21 protein-coding genes and 2 pseudogenes are annotated in these 24,422 nt (G+C 52.8%); 16 read left to right on the forward strand and 7 right to left on the reverse strand.

Features of this window, described 5'->3' with window-relative positions; all coding sequences use genetic code 11:
• Positions 1 to 29: 29 nt before the first annotated feature.
• The gene (urtA, locus tag C3432_RS05465; protein ID WP_103775666.1) at positions 30 to 1,301 is read right to left on the reverse strand and encodes an urea ABC transporter substrate-binding protein; all 1,272 of its coding nucleotides are present in this window, start codon (positions 1,299 to 1,301) and stop codon (positions 30 to 32) included.
• A gap of 509 nt (positions 1,302 to 1,810) precedes the next feature.
• Positions 1,811 to 3,859, reverse strand: a complete 2,049-nt coding sequence (gene dcp, locus C3432_RS05470) for a peptidyl-dipeptidase Dcp (RefSeq protein WP_103775667.1) — start codon at positions 3,857 to 3,859, stop codon at positions 1,811 to 1,813.
• Positions 3,860 to 3,996: 137 nt separating this feature from the next.
• Between dcp and ydfG the strand changes: the two genes are divergently transcribed.
• The 3 genes from ydfG (at position 3,997) to ydfZ (ending at position 6,037) form a co-directional block, all read left to right on the forward strand.
• Positions 3,997 to 4,743: a bifunctional NADP-dependent 3-hydroxy acid dehydrogenase/3-hydroxypropionate dehydrogenase YdfG gene (gene ydfG, locus C3432_RS05475; RefSeq protein ID WP_103775668.1), complete on the forward strand. Its 747-nt coding sequence runs from the start codon at positions 3,997 to 3,999 to the stop codon at positions 4,741 to 4,743.
• Between the two features lie 226 nt (positions 4,744 to 4,969).
• Positions 4,970 to 5,656 (forward strand): GntR family transcriptional regulator, encoded by a 687-nt coding sequence (locus tag C3432_RS05480; RefSeq protein ID WP_103775669.1) that lies wholly within the window; start codon positions 4,970 to 4,972, stop codon positions 5,654 to 5,656.
• Positions 5,657 to 5,833: 177 nt separating this feature from the next.
• On the forward strand, positions 5,834 to 6,037 hold the full coding sequence (ydfZ, locus tag C3432_RS05485; RefSeq protein WP_103775670.1) for a putative selenium delivery protein YdfZ: 204 nt from the start codon (positions 5,834 to 5,836) through the stop codon (positions 6,035 to 6,037).
• Positions 6,038 to 6,076: 39 nt separating this feature from the next.
• Here the strand turns inward: ydfZ and C3432_RS05490 are convergent, their stop codons facing one another.
• From C3432_RS05490 to C3432_RS05505, 4 genes are all read right to left on the reverse strand, one after another.
• On the reverse strand, positions 6,077 to 7,543 hold the full coding sequence (locus C3432_RS05490; RefSeq protein WP_103775671.1) for a mannitol dehydrogenase family protein: 1,467 nt from the start codon (positions 7,541 to 7,543) through the stop codon (positions 6,077 to 6,079).
• 480 nt (positions 7,544 to 8,023) lie between these two features.
• Complete coding sequence (locus C3432_RS05495) at positions 8,024 to 9,403, reverse strand: MFS transporter (RefSeq protein WP_103775672.1); 1,380 nt, start codon at positions 9,401 to 9,403, stop codon at positions 8,024 to 8,026.
• A gap of 76 nt (positions 9,404 to 9,479) precedes the next feature.
• Positions 9,480 to 10,499 (reverse strand): Zn-dependent oxidoreductase, encoded by a 1,020-nt coding sequence (locus C3432_RS05500; RefSeq protein WP_103775673.1) that lies wholly within the window; start codon positions 10,497 to 10,499, stop codon positions 9,480 to 9,482.
• A 110-nt stretch (positions 10,500 to 10,609) separates the two neighbouring features.
• Positions 10,610 to 10,936 (reverse strand): YnfA family protein, encoded by a 327-nt coding sequence (locus C3432_RS05505; RefSeq protein WP_103776910.1) that lies wholly within the window; start codon positions 10,934 to 10,936, stop codon positions 10,610 to 10,612.
• Positions 10,937 to 11,083: 147 nt separating this feature from the next.
• On the opposite strand from C3432_RS05505, the gene C3432_RS05510 reads away from it, so the two are divergent.
• Both C3432_RS05510 and speG read left to right on the forward strand, forming a co-directional pair.
• Positions 11,084 to 11,425, forward strand: coding sequence for a DUF1283 family protein (locus C3432_RS05510; RefSeq protein WP_103775674.1), 342 nt, complete (start codon positions 11,084 to 11,086; stop codon positions 11,423 to 11,425).
• 32 nt (positions 11,426 to 11,457) lie between these two features.
• Positions 11,458 to 12,018, forward strand: a complete 561-nt coding sequence (speG, locus tag C3432_RS05515) for a spermidine N1-acetyltransferase (protein ID WP_103775675.1) — start codon at positions 11,458 to 11,460, stop codon at positions 12,016 to 12,018.
• Between the two features lie 27 nt (positions 12,019 to 12,045).
• On the opposite strand, the gene C3432_RS05520 is transcribed toward speG, so the two are convergent.
• Positions 12,046 to 12,756 carry a YnfC family lipoprotein gene (locus C3432_RS05520; protein WP_103775676.1) on the reverse strand — a complete coding sequence of 237 codons (711 nt, stop codon included), beginning with the start codon at positions 12,754 to 12,756 and terminating at the stop codon, positions 12,046 to 12,048.
• A gap of 106 nt (positions 12,757 to 12,862) precedes the next feature.
• On the opposite strand from C3432_RS05520, the gene C3432_RS05525 reads away from it, so the two are divergent.
• The 11 genes and pseudogenes from C3432_RS05525 (at position 12,863) to osmV (ending at position 24,420) form a co-directional block, all read left to right on the forward strand.
• The gene (locus C3432_RS05525; RefSeq protein WP_103775677.1) at positions 12,863 to 13,168 is read left to right on the forward strand and encodes a DUF1161 domain-containing protein; all 306 of its coding nucleotides are present in this window, start codon (positions 12,863 to 12,865) and stop codon (positions 13,166 to 13,168) included.
• A 158-nt stretch (positions 13,169 to 13,326) separates the two neighbouring features.
• Positions 13,327 to 15,765, forward strand: coding sequence for a selenate/tellurate reductase subunit YnfE (gene ynfE / locus C3432_RS05530; protein WP_103775678.1), 2,439 nt, complete (start codon positions 13,327 to 13,329; stop codon positions 15,763 to 15,765).
• Between the two features lie 71 nt (positions 15,766 to 15,836).
• Positions 15,837 to 18,272: a selenate/tellurate reductase subunit YnfF gene (ynfF, locus tag C3432_RS05535; protein ID WP_103775679.1), complete on the forward strand. Its 2,436-nt coding sequence runs from the start codon at positions 15,837 to 15,839 to the stop codon at positions 18,270 to 18,272.
• 10 nt (positions 18,273 to 18,282) lie between these two features.
• Positions 18,283 to 18,783 (forward strand): annotated as a pseudogene (dmsB, locus tag C3432_RS05540) (dimethylsulfoxide reductase iron-sulfur subunit DmsB); the annotation flags it as partial.
• A gap of 2 nt (positions 18,784 to 18,785) precedes the next feature.
• A pseudogene (locus tag C3432_RS05545) lies at positions 18,786 to 19,165 on the forward strand (4Fe-4S dicluster domain-containing protein); the annotation flags it as partial.
• Position 19,166: 1 nt separating this feature from the next.
• Entirely contained in the window at positions 19,167 to 20,024 is an 858-nt protein-coding gene (locus tag C3432_RS05550) for a dimethyl sulfoxide reductase anchor subunit family protein (RefSeq protein ID WP_103775680.1), read from the forward strand.
• A 41-nt stretch (positions 20,025 to 20,065) separates the two neighbouring features.
• Positions 20,066 to 20,680, forward strand: coding sequence for a Tat proofreading chaperone DmsD (gene dmsD / locus C3432_RS05555; protein ID WP_103776911.1), 615 nt, complete (start codon positions 20,066 to 20,068; stop codon positions 20,678 to 20,680).
• 293 nt (positions 20,681 to 20,973) lie between these two features.
• On the forward strand, positions 20,974 to 21,684 hold the full coding sequence (gene osmY, locus C3432_RS05560) for an osmoprotectant ABC transporter permease OsmY (protein WP_103775681.1): 711 nt from the start codon (positions 20,974 to 20,976) through the stop codon (positions 21,682 to 21,684).
• Between the two features lie 28 nt (positions 21,685 to 21,712).
• Positions 21,713 to 22,615: an osmoprotectant ABC transporter substrate-binding protein OsmX gene (gene osmX, locus C3432_RS05565; RefSeq protein WP_103775682.1), complete on the forward strand. Its 903-nt coding sequence runs from the start codon at positions 21,713 to 21,715 to the stop codon at positions 22,613 to 22,615.
• Positions 22,616 to 22,624: 9 nt separating this feature from the next.
• The gene (osmW, locus tag C3432_RS05570; protein ID WP_103775683.1) at positions 22,625 to 23,272 is read left to right on the forward strand and encodes an osmoprotectant ABC transporter permease OsmW; all 648 of its coding nucleotides are present in this window, start codon (positions 22,625 to 22,627) and stop codon (positions 23,270 to 23,272) included.
• On the forward strand, positions 23,272 to 24,420 hold the full coding sequence (gene osmV, locus C3432_RS05575) for an osmoprotectant ABC transporter ATP-binding protein OsmV (RefSeq protein ID WP_103775684.1): 1,149 nt from the start codon (positions 23,272 to 23,274) through the stop codon (positions 24,418 to 24,420). The genes osmW and osmV overlap by 1 nt, the downstream gene beginning before the upstream one ends.
• Positions 24,421 to 24,422 lie beyond the last annotated feature (2 nt).

Raw genomic sequence — 24,422 nt, forward strand, 5'->3', positions numbered from 1 at the left:
GCGTGGCCCTCCCGCAGAAGGGCCTGCTGTTAGTTGCTGGCCGTTTTTACCGGTTGATCCGTCTTTTTGTCATTACCCGCAATGAACGGACTCCAGGGTTGAGCACGGACGGGTTCTTCGGTTTGCCACACCACGTTAAACTGACCATTCCCTTCAATTTCACCGATCATGACAGGTTTATGCAGGTGGTGATTGGTTGCATCCATGGTGAGTGTATAGCCGGAAGGTGCCGGAAAGGATTGTCCGGCCATCGCTGCACGAACCTTGTCGACGTCGGTGGTTCCCGCCTTCCTGACCGCCTGCGCCCACATATGCAGGCCAACGTAAGTGGCCTCCATAGGATCGTTGGTGACCACGGTAGCGGCATTCGGCAGCTTGTGTGCTTTGGCATAGGCGCGATAATCAGCGACAAATTTCTGGTTTGTCGGATTATCCACTGACTCAAAATAGTTCCATGCTGCGAGGTTACCCACCAGCGGTTTGGTATCAATACCACGCAGCTCCTCTTCGCCAACGGAGAACGCCACGACCGGGACATCGGTTGCTTTCAGGCCCTGATTTGCCAGCTCTTTATAAAACGGCACGTTTGAATCGCCGTTGATGGTGGAGACGACCGCCGTTTTGCCCCCCGCAGCAAATTTCTTGATGCTGGCCACGATGGTCTGGTAATCGCTGTGTCCAAAGGGGGTATAGACTTCTTCGATATCTTTATCCGCTATCCCTTTGGAATGCAGATAAGCGCGCAATATTTTGTTGGTGGTACGCGGATACACGTAATCAGTGCCAAGCAGGTAAAAACGTTTAGCGCTGCCGCCATCTTCACTCAGCAAATATGCCACGGCAGGTATGGCCTGCTGGTTTGGCGCAGCCCCGGTGTAAAACACATTGGGTGACATTTCTTCCCCTTCATATTGCACGGGGTAGAACAGCAGACCGTTCAGCTCCTCGAACACCGGCAGAACCGATTTGCGCGAAACGGAAGTCCAGCAGCCAAACACCACAGCGACGCGATCCTGACTTAACAACTGACGGGACTTTTCAGCAAACAGCGGCCAGTTTGAGGCGGGATCAACAACGACCGGCTCCAGTTTCTTTCCCAGTACGCCCCCCTTCGCATTGATTTCATCAATTGTCATCAATGCCACATCTTTCAGCGGCGTTTCCGAAATGGCCATTGTTCCGGACAGTGAATGCATGATGCCGACTTTAATGGTATCGGCAGCCTGAACGCTAAAACTCCCCCCCATCGCGACCACAGTGGCGGAGAGGGCGAAGGCTTTTAATAGTGTACGACGCTGCATAGTTTCACTCCTGAAATTAACTTGCTGTGCAATGAGAGTTAATTCAGGAGAGCAAGAACGATGCCAGATATGATGCTGGCCTGAAAACAGGGGACTTCAGGATCCTGACAGGGATAAAAAGAGGGAATGATCCAAAATGAAATAGCGCTGCATTATAGATGTGCAACGCTCTGTGCATTAATGAGGCGCTGACCGTGCCAGTTGCGCGATATTGGTGACGAGCGGGACGGTGAGCAGGCCCGAAAGAATTCGTTTTGCAGCCATAACGCGCAAAGCGTTTTTTTATCCAAAAAAAACCGCCGGATTAACCAGCGGTGAATGCTTGCATGGATAGATTTGTGTTTTGCTTTATACGCTATCAGGGCATTCCCTGCATTGATAACGAATCGTCTATTACCGTAGCACTGGCAATCTCAATGAAGGTTAAACGATTCAAAACTAAACTAACAAAACGACGGTTTATCGCTGGCTTTGACAGCGGCACGACATGGCATCGGACAGCCATGACGTTATTCCCCGTCAAGTCCGCGGTTTTTCAGCATCGCGGCAATCTGCGGCCGCTTTCCGCGCCAGTGCGGATAAAGCGTATCCAGATCCGAGCTGTTACCCCGCGACAAGATAGCCTCACGAAAACGCTGGCCGTTCTCGCGGGTTAGCCCGCCGTTTTCAACAAACCACTGGTAGCCATCATCGGCGAGCATTTGCGTCCAGAGATAGGCGTAATAGCCTGCCGCATAGCCACCGCCAAAAATATGCGCAAAATAACTGCTGCGGTAGCGTGGGGGAACGGCCTGAAGATCCAACTGTTCCGAACGCAGAGACTGCTGCTCAAAACGGTCCACATCCTGCGTGGCCTCCGCCACCGCCAGGCTGTGCCAGCGCATGTCGAGCAGCGCCGCGCTGAGCAGTTCCGTCATGTCGTACCCCTTATTGAACAGGCTTGCCTGGCGCATTTTTGCCTGGAGCGCGGCGGGCATTTTCTCTCCCGTTGCGTAATGGCGTGCATACCGGTCAAAAACCGTGGAATGACTGGCCCAGTGTTCGTTGATCTGTGACGGAAATTCAACAAAATCTCGTGGCGTATTGGTGCCTGACAGCGTGGCATAGCGCTGGGAAGCAAACAGTCCGTGCAGGGTATGACCAAACTCGTGGAACAGCGTGATAACGTCATCCCAGAGCAGCAGCGCCGGCTGCCCCGCCGCCGGTTTCTGATAATTGCAGACGTTATAAATCACCGGACGGGTTTCATTGAGCGTTGATTGCTCGATAAAATTTCCCATCCAGGCTCCGCCGCTTTTCGAATCGCGGGCATAGAAATCACCGTAAAACAGCGCAAGCCCCACGCCATCGTGATCGAAAATCTCCCATACCCGGACGTCAGGGTGATAAACCGGAATATCAAAACGTTCGATAAACCTGATGCCATAGAGCTGACTCGCCGTCCAAAAAACGCCTTCAGTGAGGACGTTATCGAGGGCAAAGTACGGTTTAAGCTGCGCCTCGTCCAGGGCATATTTTTCCTGCCGTACCTGCCCGGCATACCAGGACCAGTCCCAGGCTTGTACGGTGAAGCCCCCCTGTTCATCATCAATAACCTTTTGAATCTCAGCCTGCTCATTGAGCACGCGCTGACGGGCGGCCGGAACAATGGCGCGCATAAACGCGAGGGCGGCTTCCGGCGTTTTCGCCATCTGATCGGCTACCTTCCATGCCGCATAGTTCGGGAAACCCAGCAAATTTGCCTGGATGGCGCGAATTTCCACGAGTCGCTGAATAATCGCCCGCGTGTCATTGGCATCATTTTTCTCCGCGCGCGACCAGCCTGCACTGAACAACTTTTCACGGGTCTGACGGTCCCGCAGTGAGGTTAACGCAGGCTGCTGAGTCGTATTCAGCAGAGGAATCAGCCAACACCCGTCCAGTCCCTTCTCTTTCGCCGCCTCGCTGGCAGCAGCAACCTCTTCCGCGCTGAGTCCATCGAGTTGATGGACAGAATCCACCACCAGCCCACCGGACTTGCTCGCCGCCAGCAGCCGTTGGTTAAACTGACTGGTAAGGGTTGCTGATTCTGTGTTCAGTGCCTTAAGTCGCGCCTTATCCGCTTCATTGAGCCGTGCTCCGGCCAGGACGAACCGCTGATGGACAACCTCAATAAGCCGACGTGATTCGCTGTCAAGTTCCGGCGCATCGCGCTTCTGCCAGACAGCCTCTACCCGCGCAAACAGCGCACCGTTGAGCCAGATATCATTAGCCAGCGCGGCAAGCTCGGCGGAAAAAGCTTCGTCCAGTTTCTGCAACGCTTCGTGGGTATGCGCTGCCGTCATCGCAAAAAATACGCTGGTAACCCGGGTCAGTAATTCGCCACTCTGCTCCAGCGCCAGCAGTGTATTCGCAAAATCCGGCGCATCATTGTTGTTGACTATGGCGTCAATTTCCGCACGTTTTTGCCGCATCCCTTCATCGAAAGCGGGCCGATAGTGACTGATATCAATGAGATCAAAACGTGGCGCCTGATACGGCAGCAGACTGTGACTAAAAAACGGATTCGTTAACGACATCTTTCACTCCTGAAAACGATTTGTTCATCAGATTAAGCTTCCCTTCCCTGAACCGCAATCATGCAAACCAGGATTACCCCCATACGGAGTTCACATGCTATGGTAGTAGCACACAAAAAGCGTTGAGGAACAGTGAGATGATCGTTTTAGTAACCGGGGCAACTGCAGGTTTTGGTGAATGCATTACACGTCGTTTTGTTGAGAATGGGCATAAAGTCATTGCCACTGGCCGCCGCCAGGAACGCCTGCAGGAGTTAAAAGATGCGTTGGGTGATAACGTGCTCACCACACAACTGGATGTTCGTAATCGCGCCGCGATTGAAGAGATGCTGGCGTCGCTGCCTGCACAGTGGCGCGATATTGACGTCCTGGTCAATAACGCGGGGCTGGCGCTGGGTCTGGAACCGGCACATAAAGCCAGCGTTGACGACTGGGAAACCATGATTGATACCAATAACAAAGGGCTGATTTATATGACCCGCGCCGTTCTGCCGGGAATGGTTGAGCGTAATCGCGGCCATATTATTAATATTGGTTCCACCGCCGGCAGCTGGCCGTATGCCGGGGGCAACGTGTACGGCGCAACGAAGGCATTTGTTCGTCAGTTCAGCCTTAATCTGCGCACGGACCTGCACGGTACGGCGGTCCGCGTGACCGATATCGAACCTGGCCTGGTCGGGGGTACTGAATTTTCTAACGTGCGCTTTAAAGGTGATGATGCCAAAGCGGGTAAAACCTATGAAAACACCACCGCGCTGGCGCCGGAAGACGTCACCGAAGCGGTATGGTGGGTGGCCTCACTCCCGGCACACGTCAATATCAACACGCTCGAAATGATGCCCGTTACCCAGTCTTTTGCCGGACTTAGCGTCCATCGTGGTTAGTTTTTATACCCGACCTGCGGGTCGGGTATATCCCCTAAATAATTCGGGTTGCAAGACAAAACGCGTCGTCGTTTTGAACAGCGCTTGCGCTGGCCCCGATGGGGCGAGGCCCAGGGATGAACCGGGTAACAAAGCCAACGCATCTGCAACTTGAAGTATGACGGGTATAGCTTGTAACAAAAGAATGGTAGAATAGCAGCGTTAACCCACTAAAAAGTAAGAACGAATGACCGCCGAAACGCAACTCAATCCTACGCAACCCGTAAATCAGCAGATTTATCGCATTCTTCGCCGCGACATTGTGCATTGCCTTATTGCGCCGGGTACGCCGCTTTCTGAAAAAGAGGTTTCTGTTCGCTTTAATGTGTCCCGCCAGCCGGTACGCGAAGCGTTTATTAAACTGGCAGAAAACGGCCTGATCCAAATCCGCCCGCAGCGCGGCAGCTACGTGAATAAAATCTCGTTATCCCAGGTGCGCAACGGTTGCTTTGTGCGTCAGGCAATAGAATGTGCGGTGGCTCGTCGTGCTGCGTCGATGATCACCGACAGCCAGTGTTATCAGCTTGAGCAAAACCTTAATCAACAGCGCATCGCCATTGAGCGAAAGCAGATTAACGATTTCTTCGATCTGGATGATGATTTTCACCACAAGCTGGCGGCGATCGCCGATTGCCAGCTGGCATGGGATACCATCGAAAACATCAAAGCGACGATTGACCGCGTGCGCTATATGAGTCTGGATCACGTTTCACCGCCGGAAATGCTATTGCGCCAGCATCTGGATATCTTTAATGCGCTTGAGAAACACGATGGTGATGCCGTCGATCGCGCAATGACCATACACCTGCAGGAAATCGGCGAGTCGGTGCTGCTGATTCGTCAGGAAAACAGCGACTGGTTCAGCGAAGAATAATAGCGCCCTCCCTCTGACGGGGTGAGTTTCTCCCACCCCTGCATCTTCACAGCCAAAAAGCTGTGAGCTTGATCAAAAACAAAAAAAATCCTTTCCAGGAGGCGTATTTATATTACGCCCGTTACGTGGGGACTTAGCCCACGGGCCTGAACGGTAAGTTTGAAAGGAGAAAACACCATGATGACATACGATCGTAACCGTAACGCAATCACAACCGGCAGCCGGGTGATGGTCAGCGGCACTGGACACACTGGAATCATTAAGGCGATTAGTACCGACGGCCTTGATGCTGCGCAGATTCGTCGCAGCAAAACGGTGGAAGTGGAAGGTTGTGAAGGTAAGTTCGCGCCCGTTGAACTGATTCGTCTCGGCATGAATTAATGGTGTGAATGCCGCCCAAGGGCGGCATTATTGCTCAGTTTACTTCAACTTTGCGGCGTATTTTGCTACGGTCGCTTTCGCCCCGTCAGCCAGCAGTAACAGATACGCATCAGTCACTTTCTTCACGAAGAGCGCAACATGCGGCAGTTCGTTACCAAAAATCGCATCAATGCCCATCAGTGCCAGCACCCGGCTTTCGCCCTCTTCGCTCTCCTGTACGGCCTTCTGGATCGTCGGCAGCAACGGATCGTTGACGTCGATAGTATGGCCTTGTTCGTCAACACCGCCAACGTAGCGCATCCAACCTGCAACGCCCAACGCCAGCAAATCAAAGCTGCCGTTATGCGCCAGGTGCCAGCGAACCGAATCCAGCATACGCTGAGGAAGCTTCTGGCTGCCGTCCATGGCGATTTGCCAGGTACGGTGGCGCAGCGCCGGATTACTGTAACGCTCAGTCAGCCGATCGGCATAATGTTCAAGATCCACGCCCTGCACTTTCAGCGTTGGCGCCTGCTCCTGCAACATCAAGGCGCGAGCAGTCTGACGATAGTTCTCATCCCCCATGCAGTCATTGATATGCTGATAGCCCGCCAGATAACCCAGGTATGCAAGGAAAGAGTGACTGCCGTTGAGCATACGCAGCTTCATCTCCTCAAAAGGAATCACGTCGGCAACCAGCGCGGCCCCCGCCTTTTCCCATTCCGGACGACCTGCGGTAAAGCTATCTTCAATGACCCACTGACGGAACGGCTCGCACGCCACGCCCGCCGGGTCGCGTACGCCGGTCAGTTGTTCAATTTTATCGAGCGAATCTGCCGTTACAGCGGGCACAATACGATCAACCATCGTCGACGGGAAGGTCACGTTCTGCTCGATCCACGTTGCCAGTTCAGCATCAATCGCGCGGGCATAAGCCGTTACCACATTGCGCATCACATGACCGTTTTCCGGCATATTGTCACAGGACATCACCGTAAATGCCGGTAAGCCTGCTGCCCTGCGACGCGCCAGCGCTTCCACCACTACGCCGGGCGCGGTTTTCGGTTGCTCAGGATTTAGCAGGTCGGCGGCGATCATCGGATGATCCAGCATCAGTTGCCCGGTTGCCGGAGAGTGGCAGTATCCTTTTTCAGTAATTGTCAGGGAAACAATGGCAACCTGAGGCTCGCACATTGCGTTCAGCACGGACTCCAGACCGTCAATCTGGGCATGCAGCGCATTTTTCACCACGCCGACCACTCTCGCCGTCCACGCATCCGCCGACATTTCCGCTACGGTATAGAGATTATCCTGCTGCTTCAGATCGGCAATTTGCTGCTCGCCTCCGATCAGATTGACCTCGCAGTATCCCCAGTCACTGCCGTGCTCTGCGGCCAGAATATCGGTATAGACGCCCTGGTGTGCCCGATGAAACGCACCAAAGCCCAGATGAACAATACGCGGTACCAGCTTAGAGCGATCGTAGTCAGGAAGTGTCGCTTTTGCCGTTAAGAGCTTATTTTGCATTGTATGACCTACTTTTTAATGGAATCAGGACGGCTTCAGAGTACCGCCTGTATGGTTGTATGCGTTGACTTAAATTAAGTTTGCCGTAATTGGTATGACATCATTTTCAAGTTATGTGACACCTCTGACGTAACATCAGGAACATGCAACGATTAGCCCGTCGCGGCGGCTGGGTTCACGGTTTTAACCACTGGCGATCGGCTTCATCGACGAAAATTTACGGCGTGCGTTTGTTCCGTGGACCCTTTACGCCCTGGACAGGTGCCAAAAACGTCAGCCGCTGCAATCTTCATTTTTGTTCCTTATATCGTTAATGTGATGACAAGAATTTACCCGGCGCACAGACTACCATACAAGTATAACAACCCTAAAACCGCTTGCCAGTCACAAAAAAACGATCTATCGCCGCAACAACATCAGACCAATAAAAAGGCCGTCCCTGCCTGCACAGGAACGGCCTTTCAGAGGAACACGGGTGACTTAATTTGCCTGACGTACTGACCCCAGGGGCTGTTGCTGCGCACTCACTTCTGCGGCATCTTCCGGTAGACTCAGGTCGCGATCCTTCACTTCCGGCATCAGGAAAGCAGAAAGCAAACCAATCAGCGAATACACAATAATCATGACCAGAATCGGCAGCCAGGAGCCGGTCATGTTACAGAAGATCCCTGCCAGAACAGGACCAAAACCGACGGCAACCAGCCCACCCGCTTCTTTCGAAATCGCCATCCGCGTAAAGCGATTACGCGAACCAAAGATTTCGGCCATCGTGATGTTTTCCAGCGCGAACAGCCCCAGTACCGCAAAGTTATGAATGACAATCAGCGCGGCCATAATGACGCCAGGGCTGTAAGAGTTATCAACCACGATTGACAGCATCGGCCAGGCCAGAATAATTGCAGAGATATTCAGCAGAATATATGGCAGACGACGTCCATATTTATCGGACAGCCAGCCCAGCAGCGGAATGGTGATAAAACCGATGATGGAGCTAATCATCAGCGCATCCGTCGGGATCGATTTGTTGAACAACAGCGTCTGTACCAGATAACCGGCGAGGAAAGTCTGAATCAAGCCGGAGTTGCCCGCCTGACCAAAACGCAAGCCGGTAGCCAGCCAGAAGGATTTACTGGTGAACATCGCGCCCAGCGAACTCTCCGAAGACGGACTCTGTGCTGACGCATTTTCGCCATCATTGACTTTCTCAAATACCGGGCTCTCTTTGAGGTTCATACGCAGCCAGATGGCAAAAATCATCACCACCACACTTGCCAGGAACGGGACACGCCATCCCCATGCCAGTAGATCTTCTCTGTCAAGAGCGAAGAACATGACTGCCCAGATAGCCGTTGCGCTGAGGGTACCGCAGTTAGTCCCCATCGCGACCAGCGAAGAGATAATGCCGCGTTTCCCTTTCGGCGCATATTCCGCAAGCATCGTTCCCGCCCCTGATATTTCCGCACCGGCACCTAAACCCTGCACAATACGTAATGTGACTAACAGTACCGGAGCAAATATTCCAATCTGCGCATAGGTAGGTAATACGCCGATTAAGGTGGTACAAATCCCCATCATAGTAATGGTAATAAACAGCACCTTTTTACGCCCAATGCTGTCGCCCATCTTGCCAAAAATAAAGGCTCCGACGATACGCGCAATATAACCTGCGCCGTAGGTTCCCATGGCAAGAATAAGTGCCATCGCTGCCGATTGTTCGGGGAAGAATATCTCATGAAAAACCAGCGCCGCGCCTAATGAATATAACTGGAAATCCATAAACTCTAGTGCAGTACCGAGCCAGCCGGATACGGCGGCCCTGACTAAATCTTTTGTGCTTCGTTCGTGTTTAGCGTCTGTCATAGTGGCTATCTCTGAGAGGTAAATGCGTATTGTCAGGCACCCGATTTATCAGGTGCTTGCTCGCAAATATTTATTGTTATTCCGAAAAGGTAAGTAAAACCTTGCAACATTTACGCTGATCTTTCTCAAATAATTCGATAGCGTCGATAACACGATGATAATCAAAAGTATGTGTTATCAATTTATCCGGATCAATGCGTCCCTGTTGCAGCCAATTTATAACTGTGGCGAATTTATTAGCATTCAGTCTTGATGAGAAAATAGATAATTCCTTACCCGTAATCCCCTGCTGAACAATCTGGCACGGTTCGCTGGAGAAGCCCATCAACACAATTCTCGCTGCTGGTGAAGCCAGACTAATCGCTTCTTGCAGAATGGAGGGGTGGCATGCGGCATCCACGATCAGGGTCGGCTTAATTCCTTTTTCTTTTAAAAAGTCTTCTAATGATTGAAGACCATTATTAATAACCCAGTCCGCACCGCAACGCTTCGCCATTTCAAGGCGTTCATCAATGCGGTCGGCGACGATAACGGTTTTAACGTTATATACGCCTTTTAGCGCCTGAACGGTCGTCAACCCCATAGGACCAGCGCCATAAATTAGCGCAATATCTTTATCGCCCGGCGCTACTTGCCCGGTCACATTTGCCGCAATGGTAAAGGGTTCCACCATTACCGCATGTTTATCCGCGACATCATCTGGAATATGATATGCATTTTTAGCCGGAACAGTAACATATTCGCTGAAGCCGCCGTCGCGATGAACGCCAATAACGACTAATGAGGTACAGACGTTTGGTTTACCTATTGAACAAGGATAGCATTCGCCACAGCTAATAACCGGATCGACGGAGACGCGCTCGCCAATACGCTGTTGATTTACCCCTTCCCCAACAGCATCAATCAAACCGAAAAATTCATGACCAATAACGCGAGGATATTTGGCAAAAGGATTATGCCCGCGATAAATGTGACTGTCAGAACCGCAAATACCGGCGAGTTTTACTTTTACTCTGACTTCGCCAGGTGCCGGGACAGGTAATGGACGTTCTTCAATAACCAGTTCATTTGGTTTTCGAACAACTACACTCTCCATGTTTTATTCCTTGCATCTTATTAGTGATGGGGGAAATTTATTCCTTTAAATACTACCATACAAGTATGACGATCGAAAAACCTTCCGTCGATCACAAAAAATCAGAACGCTTATGCACGCCCCCATCCTGCAACAATGATCAACATCCCGCATAACGCAATCAGCGCTCCGGACCAGTCGTACACGCTGAGCCTGACACCATCGACAACGCGCAACCAGAGCAAAGCCGTGCAAACATAAACGCCACCATAGGCAGCATATACGCGCCCGCTTGCCGCCGGATGAAGGGTGAGCAGCCAGACAAATAGCGCCAGCGATACCCCGGCAGGAACGAGCAGCCACGCCGTAGCTCCCCGCTTAAGCCAGAGCCAGGGTAAAAAACAGCCAATAATCTCGCACAGAGCAGTGATAAAAAAGAGAAGTGTGGTTTTAAGCATCAGAATCATTCAGTGGGATCGTGTTCAGGTATCATACGACAGAATGATACTATCTTCTCAACTCCCCGGCGTGGGTATGCCTGATATCAGGAATCGTATACAATTTGGCTTACATCGTCGTTTTTATCCAAGAAAAAGGAACTTGCCATGAACAATACACTTAGCAAACGCCTGTGCCTGACGGCAATGCTCGCGCTGGGTGCCGTCGTGTACACCGGCACGGTGCAGGCTGAAACCAGCAGGCTGGTGATTGAGTCAGGTGACAGCGCACAAAGTCGCCAGCATGCGGCGATGGAAAAGGAACAGTGGGACGACACCCGCGGCCTGCGTCAAAAAGTAAATAAACGCACTGAGAAAGAGTGGGATAAGGCCGATGCAGCCTTTGATAATCGCGATAAATGTGAGCAAAGTGCAAACGTTAATGCGTACTGGGAGCCGAATACCCTTCGCTGCCTGGACCGTCGTACGGGCCGCACTATCGCCCCATAATATTTTGCAGAAAAAGTAAGTAAGGATTAAATATGACGAGCGCTCATCATGTCAAACTGCGCCCGCTTGAACGTGAGGATTTACGTTTTGTTCACCAGCTCGACAATAACGCCAGCGTGATGCGCTACTGGTTTGAGGAGCCTTACGAAGCGTTTGTCGAGTTATCCGATCTCTATGACAAACACATTCATGACCAGAGTGAACGTCGCTTTGTCGTTGAGTGTGATGGCGAGAAAGCCGGTCTGGTGGAACTGGTGGAAATTAACCATGTCCACCGCCGCGCGGAATTTCAGATCATCATCTCTCCTGAATATCAGGGAAAAGGTCTGGCATCCCGGGCAGCCAAACTGGCGATGGATTACGGTTTTACCGTTCTCAATCTCTATAAGCTGTATCTGATTGTCGATAAAGAAAACGAAAAGGCTATTCACATTTACCGCAAGCTGGGTTTTATGGTGGAAGGCGAGCTTATTCACGAGTTTTTTATTAACGGTGAGTACCGCAATACCATTCGCATGTGTATCTTCCAGCACCAGTATCTGGCAGACCACAAACCCCAGGCTCCGACGATGTTAAAGCCAACCGCACAATAATCCCCGGGAGCCTGAACCACCAGGCTCTTAGTAATAATCAATTGTATTCTTTATGGTATAAGTACGTGCCACGGGCGGTTTGACGCTTTCATCCACAATTACCAGCTGGCAGTCAACCGGATTCGCATGGCGATCGTATTCACAGGTCTGCTTAACGTTTCCCAATGGACGATTGTTAAGCAGACTGACCGCCGTATAATCCAGTTTTTTACGCGGATCGTTTGACGGTTTAGCATCAACAGAAAGTGTGTGATCCTGGCTGGTGGTTGTTTTACCCAACGGATAGCCTTGTGCATCGTAGCGGTACCGGACTTTCATCTCTTTTCCCGTCGCGGTGACCACAAAACCATTATCATCCGTGTCCCAGGTAACGCCTGCGGCAGGCAGTTCAGCCAGCTGACATTTTCCCTGCAAACGCACTTTTTTCTCCCCCGTTTGCGCATCCAGATAATAATTGGCATCCAGCACTAATGCCACGGCGGTATTATTTTCCAGGTCATGCAATTCCAGAGTATCGAAACACCCTTCCTCTGATAGCGTGCCTGTCACCCGCTTCGCCACCTCTCCGTTTTCATTCATGAGCGTCTGGCTGAAATCCTTCACCGGGCCACGCAGAGGATCGAAGTCAAACTCATTAGAAAAACTTGCCATTTCTGCCGTAAATGAAAGTGGGATATTCGCGTTATCACATCCGCTCAGCAAAACGCCGAGGGTTAAAAACAGAAGCTGTTTATTCACATATTCCTCAGGGTATAGAGATGTTTCTTAATCATATTAGCAAATACAATTGTTTACACTACAAATGCTATTATTGATTTGAACGTTCTCATTTAAGGAGCAGAGGATGAATTTAACCCGAGGAGTCCTGGCCTGCCTGCTGGTTACCGTATCGCCACTGGTGTTGGCTGCCCCAGAGTCATGTGAAAGAGTAAAGAGCGACATCGAACAGCGCATTATCAATAACGGTGTTCCCGAGTCCAGCTTTAGCCTGAGCATCGTACCCAACGATCAGGCCGACCAGCCTGATTCACAGGTTGTGGGACACTGTGCAAACGACACGCATAAAATTCTCTATACCCGTACGAATAACGGTAACGCTCCGGCAAACAGCACGTCGTCTCAGGACGACGCCCCCGCCGAACCACAGTAAATCTCGTCTCATTTACCCTCCGGTCACGGAGGGTAACCCACGTTTTGATATGGATTAATACCCCTTAACCCTAAAGGGGTAAACTCACTACATCATTAGCTTGTTATTAATTTCGATATAAAAGAAATTATATAGCGCATTGTGTGAGGAAGTGAGTTATGTCCGAAGTTGAGCAACATGGAGGCATTAGCCGCCGGACGTTAGTAAAATCCACTGCCATCAGTTCACTGGCGCTTGCCGCCGGTGGCCTGACGTTACCGTTTGGGATGCGTACCGCGGCGGCGGCAATCAGCCAAACAATGCAACCCGGTGAAGATAAGGTGGTCTGGGGAGCCTGCTCGGTGAACTGCGGCAGCCGCTGCGCCCTGCGGCTTCACGTTAAAGATGATGAAGTCTGGTGGGTAGAAACCGACAATACCGGCGAGGATATTTACGGTAATCACCAGGTCCGGGCCTGTCTGCGCGGTCGCTCTATCCGCCGCCGTATTAACCATCCGGATCGCCTTAACTACCCCATGAAACGGGTTGGCAAGCGCGGTGAAGGGAAATTTGAACGTATCACCTGGCAGGAAGCACTCGATACCATTAGCAATAGCCTGAAAAGTACCGTTGAGAAATACGGTAATGAAGCGGTTTACATTAACTACTCATCAGGCATTGTTGGCGGCAACATGACTCGTTCTTCCCCTTCTGCTTCTCCTGTCAGACGCTTAATGAACTGTTACGGCGGCTCGCTTAACCAGTATGGTTCTTACAGCACCGCGCAAATCTCCTGTGCCATGCCCTATACCTACGGCTCCAACGAGGGAAACAGCACCTCCGATATCGAAAACAGCAAACTGGTGGTGATGTTCGGTAACAACCCGGCAGAGACACGCATGAGCGGCGGCGGCATTACTTACTTCCTTGAGCAGGCCCGTGAACGCTCCAGCGCCCGCATGATCGTCATCGATCCGCGCTATACCGATACCGCGGCGGGACGTGAAGATGAGTGGATCCCAATCAGACCAGGAACGGACGCGGCACTGGTGGCGGGTATCGCATGGGTATTGATTAACGAAAACATGGTCGATCAGTCATTTCTCGATAAATACTGCATTGGCTATGATGAGAAAACCCTGCCCGCCGATGCCCCCGCCAACGGGCATTACAAAGCCTATATTCTGGGACAGGGCGATGACGGTATCGCCAAAACGCCGCAGTGGGCCTCTCATATTACGGGCATCCCGACCGATCGCATCATTAAGCTGGCGCGCGAAATCGGTAGCACAAAACCTGCCTGTATTTGCCAGGGCTGGGGGCCGCAGCGTCAGGCTAACGGTGAACTGGCCTCCCGCGCCATTGCAATGCTACCGATTCTGACGGGGAATGTAGGGTTAAGCGGCGGCAACAGCGGCGCGCGCGAGTCAACGTATACCATCACGATTGAACGTCTGCCGATGCTGGATAATCCGGTCAAGGCCTCCATTTCCTGCTTTAGCTGGACGGATGCGATTGTTCGCGGTCCGGAAATGACCGCGCTGCGCGATGGCGTGCGCGGAAAGGACAAGCTGGATGTCCCGATAAAATTTATCTGGAATTACGCGGGTAACACCCTCGTCAACCAGCATTCAGACATCAATAAAACCCATGACATTCTGCAGGATGAATCGAAGTGCGAAATGATTGTCGTCATTGAGAACTTCATGACGTCATCGGCGAAATATGCCGATATTCTGCTACCGGATCTGATGACGGTAGAACAGGAAGACATTATTCCTAACGACTATGCCGGAAATATGGGTTACCTGATTTTCATTCAGCCAGCAACGTCAGCGAAATTCGAACGTAAACCGATTTACTGGATCCTCTGCGAGGTGGCCAAACGGCTTGGAGATGACGTCTACCAGAAATTCACCGAGGGCCGGACGCAAGAGCAGTGGCTACAGTATTTGTACGCCAAAATGCTGGCGAAAGACCCTGCTCTGCCCTCTTATGATGAACTGAAAAAGATGGGCATATACAAACGCAAGGATCCCAACGGTCATTTTGTTGCTTATAAGGCGTTCCGCGAAGACCCGCTGGCAAATCCACTGAAGACGCCATCCGGAAAAATTGAAATTTACTCCAGCGAACTGGCCAAAATTGCCCGCACCTGGGAACTGGAAAAAGACGATGTGATTAGCCCATTGCCGGTTTATGCCTCCACGTTTGAGGGCTGGGACGATCCGAAACGCAGCGCCTTCCCGTTACAGCTTTTTGGCTTTCACTATAAATCCCGCACCCACTCCAGCTACGGCAACATTGATGTGCTGAACGCCTCTTGCCGCCAGGAAGTGTGGATTAACCCCGTGGATGCGCAAAAACGCGGTATTGCCAATGGCGATATGGTGCGAGTGTTTAACGAACGGGGCGAAGTGCGCCTTCCGGCGAAGGTTACCCCGCGCATTCTGCCCGGCGTGAGCGCGATGGGCCAGGGAGCCTGGCATGATGCCGATATGTCCGGAGACAAAATTGACCACGGCGCCTGTGTCAACACGCTAACGACGCTGCGTCCTTCGCCGCTGGCCAAGGGGAATCCACAACACACCAATCTGGTTGAAATCGAAAAAGTATAAACAGACGCTCCCGGTATGACGGGAGCGCAAAAAGGCAAATAACATTTTTGATATAAGCAGAGTGAGCACCTATGAAGATCACCACACCTGAGGCAATCATGGCGGCCAGTATCAGTCGCCGTAGTCTGGTGAAAACATCCGCGATCGGCAGTCTTGCTTTGGCCAGTAGCGCTTTCACCCTTCCTTTCTCCCAAATCGCCCGCGCCGCAGGGGGAATAACGCCCACGCCGGTCGATGAAAAAGCCGTCTGGAGTTCCTGTACCGTTAACTGCGGTAGCCGCTGTCTGCTGCGTCTGCATGTCAAAGACGATACCGTTTACTGGGTAGAGTCCGACACCACGGGCAACGACATGTACGGCAATCACCAGGTCCGCGCCTGTTTACGCGGTCGCTCAATTCGCCGACGGATGAACCATCCGGACAGGCTAAAATACCCCATGAAGCGCGTCGGCAAACGCGGCGAAGGCAAATTTGAACGCATCTCCTGGGACGAGGCGCTGGATACCATTGGCGATAACCTGAAGCGCATCCTGAAAGATTATGGCAACGAAGCGGTACACGTGCTGTACGGTACTGGCGTAGACGGAGGAAATATCACCAACTCCAACGTGCCTTATCGTCTGATGAACTCATGTGGTGGCTACCTTAGCCGCTACGGCAGTTACAGCACCGCGCAAATCAGCGCCGCCATGAGCTACATGTTTGGTAGCAACGACGGCAACAGCCCGGATGATATCGCCAACACCAAACTGGTGGTGATGTTCGGCAATAACCCTGCGGAAACGCGGATGAGCGGTGGTGGCGTGACCTACTACGTCGAACAGGCGCGTGAACGTTCCAGGGCACGGATGATCGTTATCGATCCGCGATATAACGACACTGCGGCAGGCCGTGAAGACGAATGGCTGCCGATTCGCCCAGGTACAGACGGCGCGCTGGCCGCAGCCATCGCCTGGGTGCTCATTACCGAAGATCTGGTCGACAAGCCGTTCCTCGATAAATATTGCGTCGGCTACGATGAAACCACCCTGCCAGCCAGCGCCCCGCGTAACGCGCACTATAAGGCGTACATTCTCGGCGATGGTCCGGATGGCATCGCCAAAACACCGCAATGGGCCTCCCGTATCACCAGCATTCCAGCGGATAAAATTATCCAACTGGCTCGTGAAATCGGCTCGGCGAAACCGGCTTATATCTGTCAGGGCTGGGGGCCGCAGCGCCACTCCAACGGCGAGCAGACCGCCCGCGCTATCGCCATGCTGTCGGTGCTCACGGGTAACGTCGGCATCAACGGCGGTAACTCCGGTGCGCGTGAAGGCTCCTGGGATCTCGGCGTGGAGTGGTTGTCCATGCTCGACAATCCGGTGAAAACGCAGATATCGGTATTTACCTGGACCGATGCCATCGATCACGGCACCGACATGACCGCCACCCGTGATGGCGTGCGCGGCAAAGAGAAGCTCGATGTTCCTATCAAGTTCATGTGGTGCTATGCCAGTAACACACTGATTAACCAGCATGGCGATATTGCCCACACTCATGAGGTGTTACAGGACGACAGCAAGTGCAAAATGATTGTCGGCATTGAACATTTTATGACCGCATCGGCGAAGTACTGCGACATCCTGCTGCCGGATCTGATGCCGACGGAACAGGAAGACCTCATTTCCCACGAATCCGCCGGTAACATGGGATATGTGATCCTCGGACAGCCAGCAACCTCACCGAAGTTTGAAAGAAAACCGATTTACTGGATGCTCAGTGAAATCGCCAGACGCCTCGGTCCGGATGTTTATCAAAAATTCACCGAAGGACGCACCCAGCATGAGTGGGTGAAATATCTGTATACGAAGACCAAAGAACGTAATCCGGAGATGCCGGATTATGAAGAGATGAAACAAACCGGCATCTTCAAGAAAAAATGCCCGGAGGAACATTATGTTGCCTTCCGCGCTTTCCGTGAAGATCCTCACGCTCACCCGCTGAAAACCCCCTCCGGGAAAATTGAAATTTACTCTGAGCGTCTGGCAACGATCGCCGATACCTGGGAGCTGAAACCGGATGAAATAATTCATCCTCTGCCCGCTTATACCCCCGGTTTTGACGGCTGGGACGATCCGATTCGTAAAACGTATCCTCTGCAGCTCACCGGATTCCACTATAAAGCGCGCACCCACTCCAGCTACGGCAATATCGACGTTTTGCAGCAGGCGTGTCCACAGGAAATCTGGATTAACCCTGTTGATGCAAAAGCCCGCGGCATTCAGCACGGCGATACGGTTCGGGTGTTTAACAATAACGGACAAATGCTGATCCCCGCCAAAGTTACCCCGCGCATCCTGCCCGGCGTAACGGCGATTGGTCAGGGGGCATGGTTAAAAGCCGATATGTTTGGCGACCAGCTCGACCACGGCGGCTCTATCAACATTCTGACATCCCATCGCCCTTCACCGCTGGCAAAAGGTAATCCGTCGCACAGTAATCTCGTTCAGGTTGAAAAGGTATAAGGAGTAACCGATGACAACCCAGTATGGATTTTTTATCGATTCCAGCCGTTGCACCGGTTGCAAAACCTGCGAACTGGCCTGCAAGGACTACAAAGATTTAACCCCGGACGTCAGCTTTCGCCGCATCTATGAGTATGCGGGCGGCGACTGGCAGGAAGACAACGGCGTCTGGCATCAGAACGTCTTTGCTTACTATCTCTCCATTGCGTGTAATCACTGTGAAGATCCGGCCTGTACCAAAGTTTGTCCGAGCGGCGCGATGCACAAGCGGGAAGATGGCTTTGTGGTGGTGGATGAAGATGTCTGCATCGGCTGCCGCTACTGCCATATGGCCTGTCCGTACGGCGCGCCGCAGTACAACGCGGCAAAGGGACATATGACCAAATGCGACGGCTGCCATGACCGCGTGGCGGAAGGTAAAAAACCGATTTGCGTGGAGTCCTGCCCGCTGCGTGCGCTGGATTTTGGTCCCATCGACGAACTGCGCAAAAAACATGGCGATCTGGCTGCTGNCGAGCGGCGCGATGCACAAGCGGGAAGATGGCTTTGTGGTGGTGGATGAAGATGTCTGCATCGGCTGCCGCTACTGCCATATGGCCTGTCCGTACGGCGCGCCGCAGTACAACGCGGCAAAGGGACATATGACCAAATGCGACGGCTGCCATGACCGCGTGGCGGAAGGTAAAAAACCGATTTGCGTGGAGTCCTGCCCGCTGCGTGCGCTGGATTTTGGTCCCATCGACGAACTGCGCAAAAAACATGGCGATCTGGCTGCTGTTGCTCCGTTACCGGGGGCGCACTTCACGAAGCCGGGCATTGTGATCAAACCGAATGCCAACAGCCGCCCGACCGGAGATACCACCGGTTATCTGGCGAATCCGAAGGAGGTGTAAGATGGGTAGTGGATGGCATGAATGGCCGCTGGTGCTGTTTACGGTACTGGGGCAATGCGTGGCTGGCGCGCTGATCGTCAGCGGACTTGGCTGGTTTGCGGCAAAAGACGACGCCGCCGCCAGGCAGCGTATCGTACGCGGTATGTTTTTTCTGTGGGTGGTGATGGGGCTGGGATTTCTGGCATCGATCGTGCACCTGGGATCTCCGATGCGGGCGTTTAACTCACTCAACCGCATCGGTGCCTCCGGATTAAGCAATGAGATTGCGGCCGGATCGATCTTTTTCGCCGTGGGCGGCCTCTGGTGGCTGGTGGCCGTACTGGGTAAAATGCCGGAGGTACTGGGTAAACTCTGGCTGCTGGTCAGCATGGTACTCGGGATCGTCTTCGTTTGGGCAATGACCCGCGTTTACCAGATTGACACCGTACCGACCTGGTATACTGGCTATACGACGCTGGCGTTTTTCATGACGGTATTATTAAGCGGGCCGCTGTTTGCGGCGCTGCTGCTGCGTGCATCCCGCGTCACCTTTAATGGAGCAACGTTTGCCAGTATTAGCGTACTGGCGCTGCTGGTCAGCGTGGCGGTGATTGTATTGCAGGGAATGTCGCTGGCGACCATTCATAGCTCCGTTCAGCAGGCCTCAGCGCTGGTACCGGATTACGCCTCTTTGCAGGTCTGGCGCGTGGTTCTCCTTGCCGCCGGACTGGGGTGCTGGATCTGCCCATTAGTGCGTCGTAAAGAACCTCATGTCGCCGGGTTACTGCTGGGGCTTATCCTGGTTCTTGCCGGTGAAATAACAGGCCGCGGCCTGTTTTATGGCCTGCATATGACCGTCGGCATGGCGGTTGCAGGTTAAAAAATTCGTGCGGGGAAACCCGCACTTTTAGGATGATTTTGATGACTGATTTTACACAACGTGACGATTTTTCCATGACGGCACGCGTGCTCGGCGCCCTGTTTTACTTTGCGCCAGAGAGTGCTGAGGCCTCTCCGCTGGTTGCGGCATTAACGTCTGATGACTGGCAGACACAGTGGCCGCTGTCACCCGCGACGCTGACGCCGCTGGCAACGGCGTTTAAACGCAGCAGTGATGAATCTCTTGCCGGGGCTTATCAGCGTTTATTTGTCGGACCTTATGCGTTGCCATCTCCCCCCTGGGGCTCTGTGTGGCTTGATCGTGAAAACGTACTTTTTGGTGAATCAACGCTGGCGCTGCGCCAGTGGATGCGTGAAAACGGCATCCAGTTCGGGATGCAGCAAAATGAGCCAGAAGATCACTTTGGTTCATTACTGCTGATGGCGGCATGGCTTGCCGAAAACGCCCGACACAGCGAATGCGAACAGCTGCTGGCGTGGCATCTGTTGCCGTGGTCATCCCGTTTCCTTGACGTTTTTACTGACAACGCCGGACATCCTTTTTACCAGGCCCTGGGTGAGCTGGCTCGCCATACTCTGGCGCAGTGGCAGACGCAGCTGCTGATCCCGGTCGCGGCAAAACCGCTATTCCGCTAATCCTCCTGAAGGCAGGTTTTCCTGCCTTATCTGATACCTGCACTTTCAGCCTCGTGTGACAACGTCACTTTTAATTCTCGTTTTTAAGACAATTCTTTACATACCCCGCTTATCCGTTATTGCATAAGGCCAAATCGCATCCGGGCATAAACAGTCCGGAAATCTAATTTGCGGCTTCGCTGGAATCCTTCCCAACCTGTTGCTATAGCTCAAAAGACCCTGCCGATACATGGCATAACAACATGCGACGATATTCGCCGCCATAACGCATGCAAACAGGGAGACACATCGCAATGCATACATCCACGTTGAAACGCGTGCTGGGCTTCAGCCTCGTCATTATTCTGATACTGGCGTTTCTGGTCTGGGGGATTGGACTTGAAACCATCAAATCACGTCAGGTTGATTTGCTCTATCTGGGTAAACAACACCTGATTTTAGTTTTTGCTTCAATGTTCTTCGCTCTGCTGGTCGGCATTCCAGCCGGTATTTTACTCAGCCGCCCTGCCGCCAGAGGATTTGCCGAATACGTTATGCAGATCTTTAATATCGGCAATACATTACCGCCGCTGGCGGTGCTGGCACTGGCGATGGTGATCATCGGTATCGGTGATACGCCCGCTATCGTGGCGCTGTTTCTGGCCTCGCTGCTGCCCATTGTGCGTAACACCTACACCGGCCTTTGCTCGGTACCGCCTTCACTGATTGAGGCGGCAAACGGGATCGGCATGACGAAATGGCAGCGCCTGCGTCAGGTGGAGCTTCCCGCCGCCTGGCCGGTCATGTTATCGGGGATTCGCATTGCCACGGCGATCAATGTCGGCACCGCGCCGCTGGCCTTCCTGATAGGCGCCAGCAGCTACGGTGAGCTGATTTTCCCGGGCATCTATCTGAATGATTTCCCAACGCTTATCCTGGGCGCAACTGCAACAGCCCTCTTCGCCCTCATCCTCGATAGTCTGCTTGCCTGGCTTGGTCGCTTACTGAGTCCACACACAGCCTGAAAACAATGATAAGAACAAGGAGCGCTAAATGAATCTGAAAAAGCATCTGCTGGGATGGCTCGCCGCAACGCTGTTTGTCAGCGCCCAGGCGCAGGCTGCCCCACTGATCCTCGCCACCAAAAGCTTCACCGAACAGCACATTCTCTCGGCGATGACCGTGCAGTACCTGCAAAAGAAAGGGTTCCAGGTTCAGCCACAGACCAATATCGCGACGGTGATTTCGCGCAATGCGATGATCAACAAGCAAATCGATATGACCTGGGAATACACCGGTACCTCACTGATTATTTTTAACCATATTAATAAGCGGATGAGCCCGCAGGAATCTTATGACACGGTAAAACGTCTGGATGCCAAACTGGGTCTGGTGTGGCTAAAACCCGCAGATATGAACAACACATACGCCTTTGCCATGCAGCGTAAGCGAGCCGAAGCGGAACACATCAACACCATGTCGGAAATGGTGGCCAAAATTGAACAGATACGTCAAACCAGTCCCGATAAAAACTGGTTACTGGGACTCGACCTGGAATTTGCCGGACGCAGCGACGGGATGAAGCCATTACAACAGGCTTACCGGATGCAGCTCGATCGCCCACAGATCCGCCAGATGGATCCAGGGCTGGTCTATAACGCCATCCGTGACGGCTTTGTCGACGCCGGTCTCATCTACACCACCGACGGCCGTGTGAAGGGATTTGACCTCAAAGTTCTGGAGGACGATAAGGGATTCTTCCCAAGTTACGCTGTCACGCCGGTTGTCCGTAAAGACACCCTGGATGCCAATCCGGGCCTTGAGGAGGCGCTAAACACCCTCTCCGGTCACTTAAATAACGACGTTATCAGCACGCTGAACGCAAAGGTCGATATCGAACACCAGTCACCTCAGCAGGTTGCACGTGAATTCCTGCAACAACAGAAACTGCTGTAAGGAGCACCTATGGATACGATTCACTATATGATTGATAACGCCGGATACCTGGCGAGCCTGACTTTTCAGCATTTGTGGCTGGTGGCGCTGGCGGTTGGCCTGGCCATTGTCATTGGCGTGCCGTTGGGGATCCTGATTGTGCGTCATAAATGGCTGGCGACGCCGGTACTGAGCGCCGCGACGTTGCTGCTGACCATCCCTTCTATTGCCCTGTTCGGGCTGATGATTCCGCTGTTTTCGCTGATCGGTCACGGAATTGGCGCACTGCCGGCCATTACCGCCGTGTTTCTCTATTCGCTGTTGCCAATCGTGCGTAACACCCATACCGCGCTCGACAGTTTACCCCCCGGATTACGCGAAGCCGGACGCGGAATTGGCATGACCTTCTGGCAGCGCCTGCGCTGGGTAGAGATCCCGATGGCGCTGCCGGTGATTTTTGGCGGGATCCGAACGGCCGTGGTGATGAACATTGGCGTAATGGCAATTGCCGCCGTAATCGGTGCCGGTGGCCTGGGTTTACTGTTACTCAACGGTATTGGCGGTAGCGACATTCGTATGTTAATCGCCGGTGCCTTAATGATTTGTCTGTTAGCCATTGTGCTCGACTGGTTGCTGCATCGTTTGCAGGTCGTGCTGACACCTAAGGGGATTCGATAATGATAAAACTGGAAAACCTCACCAAACAATTTTCACAGAAAAACGGCCAACCGCTTAAGGCCGTTGATAATGTCAACCTGAATGTCCCGGAGGGCGAAATGTGCGTACTGCTCGGCCCTTCCGGCTGCGGCAAAACCACGACCCTGAAAATGATTAACCGCCTGATTAAACCGAGCAGCGGGAATATCCTCATTAACGGGCAAAATACCAACGAGATGGACACGGTAACCCTGCGCCGCAACATCGGCTATGTGATTCAACAAATCGGTCTGTTCCCGAATATGACCATTGAAGAGAACATCACGGTGGTGCCACGAATGCTGGGATGGGACAAAGCACGCTGCAAAAGTCGCGCAGAAGAGTTGATGGAGATGGTGGCGATGGATGCGAAAAAGTTTCTGCACCGGTATCCGAAAGAGATGTCCGGTGGACAACAGCAGCGTATCGGCGTGATTCGCGCCCTGGCGGCGGATCCACCGGTATTGTTAATGGACGAACCGTTTGGCGCCGTTGACCCGATTAACCGTGAAGTGATCCAGAACCAGTTCCTCGAGATGCAGCGGGCGCTGAAAAAGACGGTGATGCTGGTCAGCCACGATATTGATGAAGCGCTGAAGCTGGGCGACAGGATTGCCGTGTTCCGCCAGGGACGGATTGTGCAGTGCGCCAGTCCGGACGAACTGCTGGCCAAACCCGCCAACGAGTTCGTGGGGTCATTTGTCGGTCAGGATCGCACCTTAAAGCGCCTGTTGCTGGTCTCTGCTGGCGATGTCACTGACAAACAACCTACTCTGACCGCGCGTCCTGGCACCTCTCTGAGCGAGGCATTTAGCATCATGGACGACAACGATATCCGTGCGATAACCGTGGTTGATGACGAAGGTAAACCGCTTGGATTTGTTAAACGTCGCGAGGCGCGTCACGCCATCGGCACCTGCGCCGATATGACGCATCCTTTCCGAATCACCGGTAAAGCGGAAGACAACCTGCGAATCGTGCTCTCTAAGCTGTATGAAAGTAATACCAGCTGGATGCCTATCGTTGATGAAGAAGGCCGCTATAACGGCGAAATATCCCAGGATTACATCGCCGATTACCTCAGTTCAGGCCGCACGCGCCGGGCGCTAAATATTCACGAAAACAGTTAACG

This window comes from Citrobacter amalonaticus (assembly GCF_002918555.1).
Classification (GTDB): Bacteria; Pseudomonadota; Gammaproteobacteria; order Enterobacterales; family Enterobacteriaceae; genus Citrobacter_C; species Citrobacter_C amalonaticus_A.